Here is an 11,724-nt window from a genome sequence, read left to right on the forward strand (position 1 = left end):
ATAAAAAACGGAGAATTGCTATGCCCAAATCAAAACGACTCCTAGCATTGATGATGACGGTTAACCGAAAACGGAAGTTTACTGTCAAGGAACTTGCCCAAGAGTTTGAAGTGTCATCGAGAACGATTTTAAGAGATTTACAGGAATTAAGTGAATTAGGGGTTCCTTTGTATTCGGAAGTGGGACCTCACGGCGGTTATCAGGTGTTGAATGAAAGAATCCTGCCACCTATCGCCTTTAGCGAGGAAGAGGCCATAGCTTTATTTTTTGCCTGTCATGCCCTGCGGCATTATGCATACCTTCCCTTTAAAACGGAAGCTTCTTCGGCATTGAGTAAGTTTTATAACTACATGTCTGGAGATGTTCGGGATCGTATTGATCAAATGAAGAACCGAATTGACTTTATAACGCCGTCAAGACATTCGGAATCCCCCTATTTATCCATCTTGCTGGAAGGGGCTATCGATCAAAAAGTCCTTCTCATCGATTATGAATCGCGAGAAGGAATTTCTAGTAGGGAAATACAACCGATTGGCATCTATGCAAGCAACGGCTTATGGTACTGTCCAGCTTATTGCTTTCTTCGCGGCGATATTCGTGTATTCCGATGTGACAGAATTCATTCAGCGGTTACTTCTTCTGCTTCCAAACCGATGGATCTTCGGCATGTTCATCTTGGGAATAGGGAATCACTTAACAAGGCGGAAGAGGAGGAAGTTATTTTATTTGTGGAATTGAGCAAAGAAGGTGTCCAGAAGTGCGAGTCTGAATTATGGACGGTATCTAAATTGCATATCAGAAATGATGGCACAGGTTGGCTAGACGGTAACATTGCGAAGAATGACCTCCCGTTTTTTGCTAAGTTTGTTCTTGGTTTGGGAAAAGAGGCGACTGTAAAAAGTCCACCGGAATTGGTGGATGCGATGAAAGAGATGATTGCCGAGATTATGGCAAAATATAAATAAGGATAGATGACTATTAGATGAAAGATTGCCGCGCAGTTCGACAAAGCTTGTGACATTCGTTATAATGAGAACTGCCAAAAGGAGGGAACTAACATGAACGAAACATTGCCACCAAAAACGTGTTCGGTCGACCGACTCGTTACGAAAGAAGCTGAAGTTAGCAAAGTACTTGCTGGTGAGAAAACAGCTTGCAGACGTAACGGACGCTATGCAGATATCGGTGAAACGATGGAATTGCAAGGCACTGCTTTTACAGTAACCAACGTTTACCAACAAGCTTTAGGCGAATTGACTGTGGAACATGCAAAAGCAGAAGGTCATACATCCGTTGATGAGTACCGTGATAGTATTCTAGCTATGCATCCAGGAATGCCATGGCTGCCGCATATGAAAGTATGGGTACATGAATTTCAAAAGGCTGAATAAGTAGGAACAAAAAACAGTGTGGATCTAAGGATCTGCACTGTTTTGTTGAATTCTCATATAGAACGGATGATGGTGTTGTCTTGGTACGTACTGCTTTTATATATCCATATATTTAGTGTTGTTTTAAGTATTGGTCCTTATTTTATCCTGTTTCCTTTACTAGCTAGAATTCGTAATGCGCCATTCGAGCAATTGCCAGACTACCTTGAGCCATTTCGCATTACTGTTCGGCTTACCAAGCATGCTGGCCACGTTCTTGTTGCGACAGGGATTTTACTCACGTGGTTAACGGCGTGGACTTGGAAAGCATCATGGATTATCGTCACGGTCCTCATTATGGTTGCTTCACTGTACTTTATTGCCCGCGCATTCTCGCCCCTGCTTCGTCAGCTCAAGGCACCACACGAGAATCGAGATTTCTTAGTCAACAAGCTGCGCAAGGCATTAATCTGGTATGTCATTATTACTTTGTCGATGATGTGGTTTATGGTGGCCAAACCGACCCTTTGGTAAAAAAGGTTAAACAGCTGGCTTTCGAGCGTACATCACGACGAAATTGAAATATTTGTAGACGCAGTCAACGTCAATGAAGCCACAAGTCCGAAGCCAGTTCAGCTGTTGATCGAGGGGAGCCATTTTATCCAGCTTCGTCCTTTCGTAGGCAGCTTGCAGAGCTTCTTGAGTGAGATCAGTGGCTTCTACTTTAGCTACCCAATCAGAGCGGTACAAATGATCTAGGAAAGGGCTGCTGCCTTGGACTTGATCTGCATTAACGAAGACCCCGCCTGGTTTAAGCAGCTTAAAAATCCTTTTATACAGATCTTGCTTAGCCTGATCCTCGAGATGGTGAATGGAGAGCGAAGAGATGACGCAATCAAAAGGCTCTGAAGACTCGAATATACTATAATCCTCAGCAATGTAGGTCATCGTGGCTTGGGTTTCTCCAAATCGTCGTTTAGCGATGTCGAGCATGCTTTGTGAGAGATCAATTAACGTTATTTGCGCATTTGAGTATTTGCTAAGTGCATAAGAGGAGAAGAGGCCGGTCCCAGCTCCTAGGTCAAGAATACGTGGAGATGCATGATCGACGTGCACAAGTGAGGTCGCTGTGTGGTAAAAATCATCAAAACAAGGAATCAGTTTTCTCCGTTGGCTATCATATTTCTCAGCAATTTCGTTGAACTTTGTTGTGATTTGCTGGTTTGCTTGCTCGCTCATTGGCTGATCAACTCCAATACATAGATTAGATGAACTTGCTTCCTGGTCTTATTTTATAGGGAAAAGCAGGAAAAATCTAAGATATAAAACCGATCATCTTTATAGATATAAACTATTAATCGGGCATGAACTATTACAAATAGTTCAATAGGGTCAATGTTTTGTTCGTCGCAACAGTTGATTAAGAACCTCGGAGAAGACTAGTCCGATCGCGATTGCACCAGATAACAGGAAGGCTTTGGCTGCTAGCTGTACGGCGAGATCATAGTGATTGAGGACGACATTGCGCATCGCATCATAGGCTAAGCCCCCTGGAACTAACGGGATGATACCCGATACACTGAATACAATAACAGGTGTTTTGTATATTTTCGCAAAAAATTGACTGATAACGGTTACGAAAAAAGAGGCGATCAACGTGGCCAGGATTGGGTCTAATGGAATCATTTGAATGGAAACATATAACATCCACCCGCACATCCCCACGAAGCCGCACTGCAAAAGTGTGCCCTTAGGAACGTTGAAAAGAATAGCGAATGCCGCAGTCGCAATGAAACTCGTTAAGAGCTGCTCAATCATCATCATCCTAAATTCCCACCCCGTTATTAAATGAAAGTACAAAAGCAATGCCGGCGCCAATGGCAAAAGCCGTTAAGAAGGCTTCAGCGCCTTTGGAAACCCCAGAAACGAAATGGCCTGCCATTAAGTCGCGTACGGCATTCGTAATAAGAAGCCCCGGAACAAGCGGCATCACAGAGCCAATAATAATGGTATCAAGTGCATGACCAAACCCCACTTTGACAAACAAGAAAGCCATAGTTCCAATGAGTAAGGAAGCCAGAAATTCAGCAAAGAACTTAATCGGCACTAGCCGATTGAAATAGTTAAGGAAGGCTAAGCCAGCCCCGCCAGCAACGAATGCAGGCAGAAAATCATGCCATTCTCCTTGGAACATGATTAAGAAACAACCACTTGCGATAGCAGCGGATAGTATTTGGAACCAAGCGGGGTAACCCGTCCGGGCCACATCAATTTCCTCAAGCAGTCTGTAAGCTTCTTTAGGTGTTAATTCCCCTTGGCTGATTCTCCTAGAAACAGCATTCACAACTGTAACTTTACGAAGGTCAGTGGACCTGGCTGAAATACGAATAAGTCTGGTGGTTTGCTCAGGACCATCTATAGAGAAAATGATGCCAGTCGGCGTTACAAAGCTGTGGGAGTTAGGTACACCAAAGGCTTCTGCGACGTGAGTCATTGTGTCTTCGACACGATAGGTTTCACCACCGTTTTCCAGCATGATTTTACCAGCTAGTAAACAAACTTGTGCAATTTCGTAGTTCGTAGCAGCAGGATACGCCATGGTTTGTTCTCTCCTGAAAAAGTATTTGCCAAAAGTATAATATATCACGGATTCCTTTGAAAATCCTAAGATGAGTACATTTGGTGTACGTACAACTACAATAGGTCATGTCACCGTATGTTCTTAACAACAAAAGGAAATCGTAAAAGGTAAGTTACCATAAGGAGGAAAATCATGAGAGCTTTTAGAAATACCATTCTTGCCATAGCGGCTGTAGTACTCATCATAACGAATAGTACGACTATTTATGCAAAAAAGCCCGCTGAACTGCTGAAAGCAGCATTCGTTCGAAATGGTGATCTATGGATTAAAGCCGGTAACAACGAAAGACAACAAACCCGAGGAGCATATATATTAAACCCGAAATGGTCTTATGACGGCCAGTGGATAGCTTACACAAATGGCGAAAATGAACAGGAGCTGTGGTTATTACAGGTTCAAACCGGACAAAGTCATCTCGTTGCACATGAAGGAGGAAGGAACTTTCAATGGCAACCTAACCGGAATTCTCTCGCATTTTTAACCGCGCAGCAGCTTAATTGGATTGATTCAGATGAACTTGCAAAACCGGTGAAGGTGGCAGACGGTATCGGGAATTATTCCTGGTATCCGGATGGAAGCGGATTCTTAGTTTCAACAGCTGCTAAGCTTTTACACGATGGATGGACACCGATACGAATAATGAAAATTCCATTAACCGCAAATGCCGATCCTAACCTCATTAAGACGTTGTATGTCCTGCCCAAGCAATCTGATGATTTTTTTGCTGTGGACACCAGCATCTTCAAATGGTCTGCAAACGAACGTTGGATTGCTTTCTTAGCTAAGCCTACCGCATCGTTGTCTGCCGATAGCAATACACTGTGTGTGTTATCCGCAGACGGTTCAGTTTTCAAAACAATTGATCAAATGGTTAGCAACGAGATGTGGTTTGAGTGGGCGAGCAAAGATGAGAAGCTTGCTTATATCGAAGGTGTCGGAAGAGAAGCTACAACGAATAAACATTTGAAAGTTTTGCGGCTTCCTGTAGGGAAATCTGTTTCCTACACACCCAGGGGATATGTCGAGCAAAGCTTCACTTGGTATGGTCTCCGAAATATCATTACTTCAAGATCCAAAGAAGCGGAATGGTCGATCGACCCAGCCAAACGGCAGTTTCCCTATTTGGTTAATGTGAAGCTGAAGAGTCAACAACAGAAGCTTATAACACAGCACTCGGAAACTTATGGTGATTTTAATCCCATCTCACTACCCTCACACCAGTTGGCATGGATTAGATCCAATCGCAGCATATCCAATGTCATGGTCACCAGTTCTCATAGCACAAATGCTGAAATTTGGATCGAAAACATAGACCTTGGGGCCAACTACTACGAGCAGCGGAACTGGAATACGGTACTGAGTTTTTTTATTCGAAAATAAGCAAAAATGAGGAATCCCTGAAGTATTCAGTTAGAAGCAGGTCGCCCAAACCCAAAGGCGGCCTGCTTCTTTGCCCTGCAGCATGATGATGCCCAAAGGAACCAGAAAATTGCCTTTATCCAAAATGAATATGGGAGGCATGGGCGCTAAGATGATTAGACATGTTATGAAGCAGAAAAATGTCGAGTCACTTGAGTCACTCATGCAAGGTGTCATCCAAGCCGGCGTGAAATTAATTGCTTGTACGATGAGTATGGATATAATGGGTATTAAACGGGAAGAGTTGATCGATGGCATTGATTATGCCGGTGTAGCCAGCTACTTGGGCGATGCGGAGGATGCCGGACTCAATCTCTTTATCTAAGGAGAGAAGAGAATGGAATACGATAACGGCTGTAGATAGAACGATCGGTGTTGTCATCAGCTCTAATCTACAGCACTGTATCCATGAAGAGCTTGAGAAGGGGAATTCGCCAGACAAGGTGATCCAAGAAGCCGTCGAACTTCTCGTCAAGAGTAGATAAAAAAGGATACTCCATCGTATTGTGAAGTTGAGTGTCAGGGCTTATAACGGAAGAAGGAGTAACCCCATGAACAAAGGCTATTATTTAACAGATTTAGATGGTACCTTACTTCGATCTAATGCCACTCCGTCGGAGTATACGATACGAATAATGAGTCGAGCTATAGCGGAGGGTGCCATTATTAGTTACGCCACTGCCCGAAGCTATCAAAGTTCAAACGACGTCGTTTCCCAAATTCCATGGTCCCATCCGCTTGTGCTCTACAATGGGGCATTACTATTCGACCCTATTGAGAAATGTGTGCTGGACGGATTTTGGCTTGATCCAAAGACAACGAAAACCCTTTTACTGATCGGAAAATCAATCGGCCTAGTCCCTCTTCTGTTTGCTTTAGATCACGAGGATAAGGAGCGAGTACTACATGAAAAGCTTGGTAGGACAGGGGATCTACAGTTTGCAGCCAGCAGACCTAACGATCCGAGATTCAGTGAAGTTGAGGAGTTGGCATGTCCTGATACATTACGTCCCCTAATTCTAACCTACATTGGTTTGATTGATGAGCTTGCTCCCTTGAAAGAAGCGGTAATTGCTGCACTCGGATCACAGGTTCACATTCATTTTATGAAAGATAACTATATCGATAATCATTATTTTCTCGAATTCAGCCATACACAAGCGAATAAGCAGAATGGATTGCTTTTGTGGGCAAAGCATGTGGGATGCAGCTCTGCGGATGTCACCGTTTTTGGAGACAATCTGAATGATGTCGGCATGTTTCTAGCGGCAGGTCGCAGGTTGCCGTTGCCAATGCGCATCCTGAAATTTTGGATATGGCGGATGAAATTGTTCAAAGTAATGAAGAAGATGGTGTTGCTGCCTTTATCGAGGCTAGAATGAAAGCAAATAATCCATAATTGGTGTATAATGGAATCAAAAAATGTTGTGAGGTTAAGCGATGCCGAGGTATATTGCGCTTTTGCGCGGAATTAATGTCAGCGGACAGAAGATTATTAAGATGGAAAAGCTGCGAAGCATTTTTGAATCTATGGATTATAAAAATGTGATCACGTATATACAAAGCGGTAACGTCATTTTTGATAGTGAGGAAGATGACCCTGCGTTCGTACGTGATCGAATTGTGAGTGAGCTCAAGGTTCAACTTACCTTCGATATTCCTGTCGTTATCCGAACATTAGAGGAATTGCACGAGGTTGTAGAGAATAGCCCTTACCAAATAGTCAATACAGAAGCGAATGAACAAAGATATGTTACCTTATTATCTCATTCAGCAACCGATGCGGCTATCGCAAAATTAGAAGCCTTTCAAAATGAAGTGGACGAGTTCCGCGTCAAAGGGCTCACCGTATATTTACTCATTCGTAAAAACTACGGAGAATCAAAGTTCAGCAACAATTTTATCGAGAAGAAGCTAGGTGTATCCGCGACAACAAGGAACTGGGAGACCGTGAATAAATTGATTCAACTTGCAGAAGGAGGGAGTTAAACCAAGATGGCCTATGATGATGCACATATGAGTTATAAGGATACATTTATACAGGTTTCTGCTGACTGTCCAGTTGAAGTAGGAATTGTTCCTTCCATGAAAAAGGATAGTAAAACCGCTCACTTGATCCAATACGAGCTGCTTTCTCAGAATCCTTACAAATATACCCAAGGCGAGCTTATTTATGAAGTCTATTTGCAACATAAGCAAATCCCTCAGAGTGAAATCGAAGCTCGTAGTGATGAAATTCGTGAGGAGCTTTTTTCTAAAAACCACCCTTGTTTAAGAGCATCCATGCTCCCCAAAAAGCACGGTTGGGGTGTACATTACAATGAAGAAGGCAAAATTGCGATTTATCCCATGGAATCCGAAGCCTACCAGCAATTTGTTGAAGCAGGTACGGGGCTTGAAGATGGTCTAAAGTTATTATTTGCGATGAGAAATTCTCGTGGGTGAATGAAATAGGAAGAGAAACAAGGAATCCTTTTATCTGAAAGGGATTCTTTTTTTGTGCTAAAGTTTGACAATTTAATAAACAAAATAATATAATGTCTAGTATATAATAAACTTTATTGGGGAGTGTTTGCTCTGGAGATGTCTGAAATGTTCTGGAAAGCCTCACTCGATGAGTGGAAACGTGGCTATGTACAGGAAGATGATGGTTATATTTGTTTACTTTGCGGCAAGAGAACGGAAGCGGGAATTATTTATCCCCAAGATGGTGTCTTGTATGAGGCAGAGCGTTATCTGAAATGGCATATTGGGCATGCGCATGGATCTGTCTTTCAATATTTTATCGGGTTGGATAAAAAGCTTACCGGTCTGACTGATCATCAGAATAGTTTGCTTCAGCTTTTCTATGAAGGAAAGAGCGATAGTGAAATCCAAAAGGAATTGGGCATTGGCAGTGCCTCAACGATTCGGAATCATCGATTTGGATTGAAGGAAAAAGAGCGCCAAGCCAAGATTTTTGTGACGATGATGGAGCTGTTGAAAGAGAAGGACCAGCATGCGCCAGCTTTTGTAGAGATTCATAAATCGGCCAAGATGGTGGATGAACGATACAATATTACGGAAGATGAGTACGAGAAGATCGTTAAGAAGTATTTCCCTGATGGTACGTTAGGTGAACTAGTCTCATTTTCACAGCAAGAAAAGCATAAAGTCGTTGTGCTGCGTGAAATTGCCAAACGATTTGAGCAGGATCGCTTTTATGGAGAAAAGGAAGTAAACGAGATGATCAAGCCAGTCTTTCACGACTATGCCAAAATACGCAGATATTTGATTGAATATGGCTTTCTCGATCGACAACCAGACGGAAGTCAATATTGGCTGAAAGGATGAATATGAACAACATGAATAAAAAGGAGACCAACGAGATGAATCGTAGACAAGAGCTGCAGCAGCAATATAAAGAAACGAAGAAGGAAGCCGGTGTATTTCAAGTCCGGAATACGATTAATGGAAAGTTGTGGGTTATAAGCACGAAGAATTTAAAATCTATGAACGGGAAGCTAATGGAACTACAAATGGGCACGCATCGGAATCAGTTTCTTCAGAAGGATTGGAACGAATTTGGTGGCGATGCCTTCGTGCTTGAGGTTTTAGAAGTGCTGAAAGTGAAGGAGACCGGTTACTTCGACGAAAACGATGCGCTGAAAAAGCTGGAAGAGAAGTGGCTTGAGGAGCTCCAGCCATATGAGGATCGCGGTTATAATAAGCGGAAGGCTTAGAGATTTGATGTAAGTATGAAAGAGGTTTAGCAGGGATTTTGCTGAACCTCTTTTTGGTATGTTACTTGTAATGTATGCATACTAGCCTTAGGGGAAGGAGAAGCTGAGTAGAATATGCTGGTGTTATGTGATTCCAGCGAAGTATAGGAGAATACTTGAATGAGATGTGTGGAGTATGAATAATATGGGGACTAATAAATATTTGCGAATTGTGCGAACGTTCGCGATTGTGTGGCTCTTACTGGCTTACTTCGTGCCAGCAGCAACCCGAGCATCCGCGTCCCAGGTCGCGGCGGAAGAGCAGCAGCACGCGATCGCGATTCCCGTGCTGAACTACCACAGCATCGGGGTGGAGCAAGGGAACACGTACGTGCTCCACCCCGATATGTTCGCGCGCCAAATGGATTATTTGGCTGTGAATCACTACACCCCGTTGACGCTTGGCGACTTCGCGCACATCATCGAGAAGAAACAGCCGTCACCGGAAAGGCCCGTGCTGCTCACGTTCGATGACGGCTACGCGAACAATGCTGAGGTGGCGATGCCGATCCTCCAGCGGCATGGCTTTCCGGCGACGCTGTTCCTGTCGCCAGGATTCATTGGCCAGCCAGGCTACTTGAGCTGGCCACAAGTGCAAGAGCTGAGCGCGGCGGGGTGGGACATAGCGTCGCATAGCATGACACATCCGCATCTCCCACAGCTCAGCATTGAACAGCAGCGCGAGGAGATCACGGAATCGCGCCGACGTATTGAGCAAGCGATTGGGAAGAGCGCTGATGTTTTTGCTTATCCGTTTGGCGAGTACAACGAAGCTACGTTGAAGATCTTAAAAGAGGAGGCATACCGCTATGCCTTTACAACGAAGGAAGGATATGCTTCGTCGACCCAATCGCCATATGAACTAAGTCGAATTGTCGTTAATGGCGTAGATGATTTCGCTACTTGGGTTCAGAAGCTTTCAAATTCGGGAAAAAGAACTAAAGTAACCCCCGTAGAGTCAATCAGTCTAGTTGCCTTATCTCGTCTCCGAGGTTTGTGGTAGGTAAAGCTTACCCTTATTGGATAGCATGGAAAGCATAGTTTGCTTATTTAGCTTGGTTGGCTGAGTGAGTTTGTGAAAGTGAATTTTTAGAATGTGTTTTGTTTCGGTTAGAAGGAGAAGGTGGAGGAGGAAGCCAGTTTTGATAGCCCTTTCTTTGTTTAGTTGAGGTAAAGTTGTAAATCGTACAACAATTCTCGTCGATTTCTTCTCACACAGCTATCAATGTTGTATGCAGTACAACAATTAATCCTTATTTCACGCTATGGAGCTACTTTTGAGAGAAAAAGTTGTATTTTATGCAACAATCGCGTGGTTTACTCGGATTTCCTTGCCTATTGTTGTACAAAATACAACAACTAGAACCAAACATTATTTTGAACTAAACATTGCTTTAGCCAATCATTATTTGAATCAGCCATAAGCCGTTTATCCTGAGTCTAACAGCTCTTACTAAACTAATTTCAGTCCATTTTTTTAATTCACACTAAAGCTTTTGGTTTAGTAGTGGATTTACCGAGATTTTTTAGTATAATCGTAAATAGAGATTATAAGCTCTAACTACACTATTTCGGTTAAGGAGTCGTACAATGTCAAAAACACTTATTTTCGGACATAAAAATCCGGACACTGATTCAATCACATCAGCAATTGCTTATGCTGCACTGAAAACGAAATTAGGCCAAGAGGTTGAGGCTGTTCGTCTTGGCAGCGTGAATGGTGAAACTCAATATGCTTTGGATACTTTTAAAGTTGCAGCGCCTCGTCAAGTTGAGACTGTAGCGAATGAAGCAGCTAATGTCATCTTGGTAGACCATGTTGAGCGTCAACAAAGTGCTTCAGACATCGATCAAGTACGTGTTGTGGAAGTAATTGACCACCACCGTATTGCTAACTTCGAGACTAGCCACCCGCTTTACTACCGCGCAGAGCCAGTTGGTTGCACAGCGACCATCCTAAATAAATTGTACAAAGAAAACGGAGTTTCCATCGACAAAGACATCGCAGGTTTGATGCTTTCAGCTATCATTTCAGATTCCTTGTTGTTCAAATCCCCGACTTGCACGGAGCAAGATGTTGCCGCTGCTCGTGAACTTGCTGCAATTGCTGGCGTTGACGCTGAGACTTATGGTCTGGAAATGTTGAAAGCCGGAGCAGATCTAAGTGACAAAACAGTTGCACAGTTGATTTCTTTGGACGCAAAAGAATTCCAAATGGGCAGCTACAAAGCTGAAATCGCACAAGTGAATGCGGTTGATGTTAATGATGTTCTTTCCCAGCAAGCTGAGATTGAATCCGCGCTTAATGCCATCATCGCTGAGAAAAACCTGGACTTGTTCTTGTTTGTTGTTACAGACATTCTTAACAATGATTCCGTTGGTCTTGCTCTTGGACGCAAAGCAGATGCTGTAGAGAAAGCTTACAACGTTACACTTGTAGACAACAAAGCGCTGCTCAAAGGCGTAGTTTCACGTAAATCTCAAATCGTTCCTGTTCTTACGGATATCTTCAATAACCTGTAGGAATCAGCTT

Annotated in this window: 14 protein-coding genes and 2 pseudogenes; 13 read left to right on the forward strand and 3 right to left on the reverse strand. The window is 43.2% G+C overall.

What is annotated here, in order from left to right; genetic code table 11:
• The first annotated feature begins 20 nt into the window (after positions 1-20).
• From AC58UU_RS20805 to AC58UU_RS20815, 3 genes are all read left to right on the forward strand, one after another.
• Complete coding sequence (locus AC58UU_RS20805; RefSeq protein WP_497318616.1) at positions 21-965, forward strand: helix-turn-helix transcriptional regulator; 945 nt, start codon at positions 21-23, stop codon at positions 963-965.
• 93 nt (positions 966-1,058) lie between these two features.
• On the forward strand, positions 1,059-1,391 hold the full coding sequence (locus AC58UU_RS20810) for an ASCH domain-containing protein (RefSeq protein WP_497318617.1): 333 nt from the start codon (positions 1,059-1,061) through the stop codon (positions 1,389-1,391).
• A gap of 42 nt (positions 1,392-1,433) precedes the next feature.
• The gene (locus AC58UU_RS20815) at positions 1,434-1,904 is read left to right on the forward strand and encodes a hypothetical protein (protein ID WP_497318618.1); all 471 of its coding nucleotides are present in this window, start codon (positions 1,434-1,436) and stop codon (positions 1,902-1,904) included.
• A 6-nt stretch (positions 1,905-1,910) separates the two neighbouring features.
• Here AC58UU_RS20815 and AC58UU_RS20820 read toward each other — a convergent pair whose 3' ends face one another.
• The 3 genes from AC58UU_RS20820 to AC58UU_RS20830 all read right to left on the reverse strand — a co-directional run bounded on the left by AC58UU_RS20820 (position 1,911) and on the right by AC58UU_RS20830 (position 3,969).
• Positions 1,911-2,609, reverse strand: coding sequence for a class I SAM-dependent methyltransferase (locus AC58UU_RS20820; RefSeq protein WP_497318619.1), 699 nt, complete (start codon positions 2,607-2,609; stop codon positions 1,911-1,913).
• A 153-nt stretch (positions 2,610-2,762) separates the two neighbouring features.
• Positions 2,763-3,191 carry a threonine/serine exporter family protein gene (locus tag AC58UU_RS20825; RefSeq protein WP_047677780.1) on the reverse strand — a complete coding sequence of 143 codons (429 nt, stop codon included), beginning with the start codon at positions 3,189-3,191 and terminating at the stop codon, positions 2,763-2,765.
• 4 nt (positions 3,192-3,195) lie between these two features.
• Positions 3,196-3,969 carry a threonine/serine exporter family protein gene (locus tag AC58UU_RS20830; protein ID WP_497318620.1) on the reverse strand — a complete coding sequence of 258 codons (774 nt, stop codon included), beginning with the start codon at positions 3,967-3,969 and terminating at the stop codon, positions 3,196-3,198.
• 174 nt (positions 3,970-4,143) lie between these two features.
• On the opposite strand from AC58UU_RS20830, the gene AC58UU_RS20835 reads away from it, so the two are divergent.
• From AC58UU_RS20835 to AC58UU_RS20880, 10 genes and pseudogenes are all read left to right on the forward strand, one after another.
• Positions 4,144-5,391, forward strand: coding sequence for a TolB family protein (locus tag AC58UU_RS20835; protein ID WP_497318621.1), 1,248 nt, complete (start codon positions 4,144-4,146; stop codon positions 5,389-5,391).
• Positions 5,392-5,473: 82 nt separating this feature from the next.
• Positions 5,474-5,755, forward strand: a pseudogene (locus tag AC58UU_RS20840) (DsrE/DsrF/DrsH-like family protein); the annotation flags it as partial.
• The gene (locus AC58UU_RS20845; protein ID WP_497318622.1) at positions 5,730-5,915 is read left to right on the forward strand and encodes a metal-sensitive transcriptional regulator; all 186 of its coding nucleotides are present in this window, start codon (positions 5,730-5,732) and stop codon (positions 5,913-5,915) included. The pseudogene AC58UU_RS20840 and the gene AC58UU_RS20845, both read left to right, overlap by 26 nt.
• A 66-nt stretch (positions 5,916-5,981) precedes the next feature.
• Positions 5,982-6,829: pseudogene (locus AC58UU_RS20850) on the forward strand (HAD-IIB family hydrolase).
• Positions 6,830-6,870: 41 nt separating this feature from the next.
• On the forward strand, positions 6,871-7,419 hold the full coding sequence (locus tag AC58UU_RS20855; RefSeq protein WP_497318623.1) for a DUF1697 domain-containing protein: 549 nt from the start codon (positions 6,871-6,873) through the stop codon (positions 7,417-7,419).
• 6 nt (positions 7,420-7,425) lie between these two features.
• Positions 7,426-7,875, forward strand: a complete 450-nt coding sequence (locus AC58UU_RS20860; protein ID WP_497318624.1) for a DUF6157 family protein — start codon at positions 7,426-7,428, stop codon at positions 7,873-7,875.
• 132 nt (positions 7,876-8,007) lie between these two features.
• Positions 8,008-8,763, forward strand: coding sequence for a DUF2087 domain-containing protein (locus AC58UU_RS20865; RefSeq protein WP_497318953.1), 756 nt, complete (start codon positions 8,008-8,010; stop codon positions 8,761-8,763).
• 35 nt (positions 8,764-8,798) lie between these two features.
• Positions 8,799-9,152 (forward strand): GIY-YIG nuclease family protein, encoded by a 354-nt coding sequence (locus tag AC58UU_RS20870; RefSeq protein WP_171645502.1) that lies wholly within the window; start codon positions 8,799-8,801, stop codon positions 9,150-9,152.
• Between the two features lie 184 nt (positions 9,153-9,336).
• On the forward strand, positions 9,337-10,194 hold the full coding sequence (locus tag AC58UU_RS20875) for a polysaccharide deacetylase family protein (protein ID WP_497318625.1): 858 nt from the start codon (positions 9,337-9,339) through the stop codon (positions 10,192-10,194).
• Between the two features lie 587 nt (positions 10,195-10,781).
• Positions 10,782-11,714 carry a manganese-dependent inorganic pyrophosphatase gene (locus AC58UU_RS20880; protein ID WP_171645501.1) on the forward strand — a complete coding sequence of 311 codons (933 nt, stop codon included), beginning with the start codon at positions 10,782-10,784 and terminating at the stop codon, positions 11,712-11,714.
• The last annotated feature ends 10 nt before the right edge of the window (positions 11,715-11,724 follow it).

The sequence above is a fragment of the Paenibacillus sp. JT22N1 genome (assembly GCF_059692155.1).

Bases quoted from the DNA above. Each gene is read 5' to 3' on its own strand.
- AC58UU_RS20805 (WP_497318616.1), top strand. From the start codon at position 21: ATGCCCAAATCAAAACGACTCCTAGCATTGATGATGACGGTTAACCGA.
- AC58UU_RS20810 (WP_497318617.1), top strand. From the start codon at position 1,059: ATGAACGAAACATTGCCACCAAAAACGTGTTCGGTCGACCGACTCGTT.
- AC58UU_RS20820 (WP_497318619.1), bottom strand. From the start codon at position 2,609: ATGAGCGAGCAAGCAAACCAGCAAATCACAACAAAGTTCAACGAAATT.
- AC58UU_RS20825 (WP_047677780.1), bottom strand. From the start codon at position 3,191: ATGATGATTGAGCAGCTCTTAACGAGTTTCATTGCGACTGCGGCATTC.
- AC58UU_RS20830 (WP_497318620.1), bottom strand. From the start codon at position 3,969: ATGGCGTATCCTGCTGCTACGAACTACGAAATTGCACAAGTTTGTTTA.
- AC58UU_RS20835 (WP_497318621.1), top strand. From the start codon at position 4,144: ATGAGAGCTTTTAGAAATACCATTCTTGCCATAGCGGCTGTAGTACTC.
- AC58UU_RS20845 (WP_497318622.1), top strand. From the start codon at position 5,730: ATGCCGGACTCAATCTCTTTATCTAAGGAGAGAAGAGAATGGAATACG.
- AC58UU_RS20855 (WP_497318623.1), top strand. From the start codon at position 6,871: ATGCCGAGGTATATTGCGCTTTTGCGCGGAATTAATGTCAGCGGACAG.
- AC58UU_RS20860 (WP_497318624.1), top strand. From the start codon at position 7,426: ATGGCCTATGATGATGCACATATGAGTTATAAGGATACATTTATACAG.
- AC58UU_RS20870 (WP_171645502.1), top strand. From the start codon at position 8,799: ATGAATCGTAGACAAGAGCTGCAGCAGCAATATAAAGAAACGAAGAAG.
- AC58UU_RS20875 (WP_497318625.1), top strand. From the start codon at position 9,337: ATGGGGACTAATAAATATTTGCGAATTGTGCGAACGTTCGCGATTGTG.
- AC58UU_RS20880 (WP_171645501.1), top strand. From the start codon at position 10,782: ATGTCAAAAACACTTATTTTCGGACATAAAAATCCGGACACTGATTCA.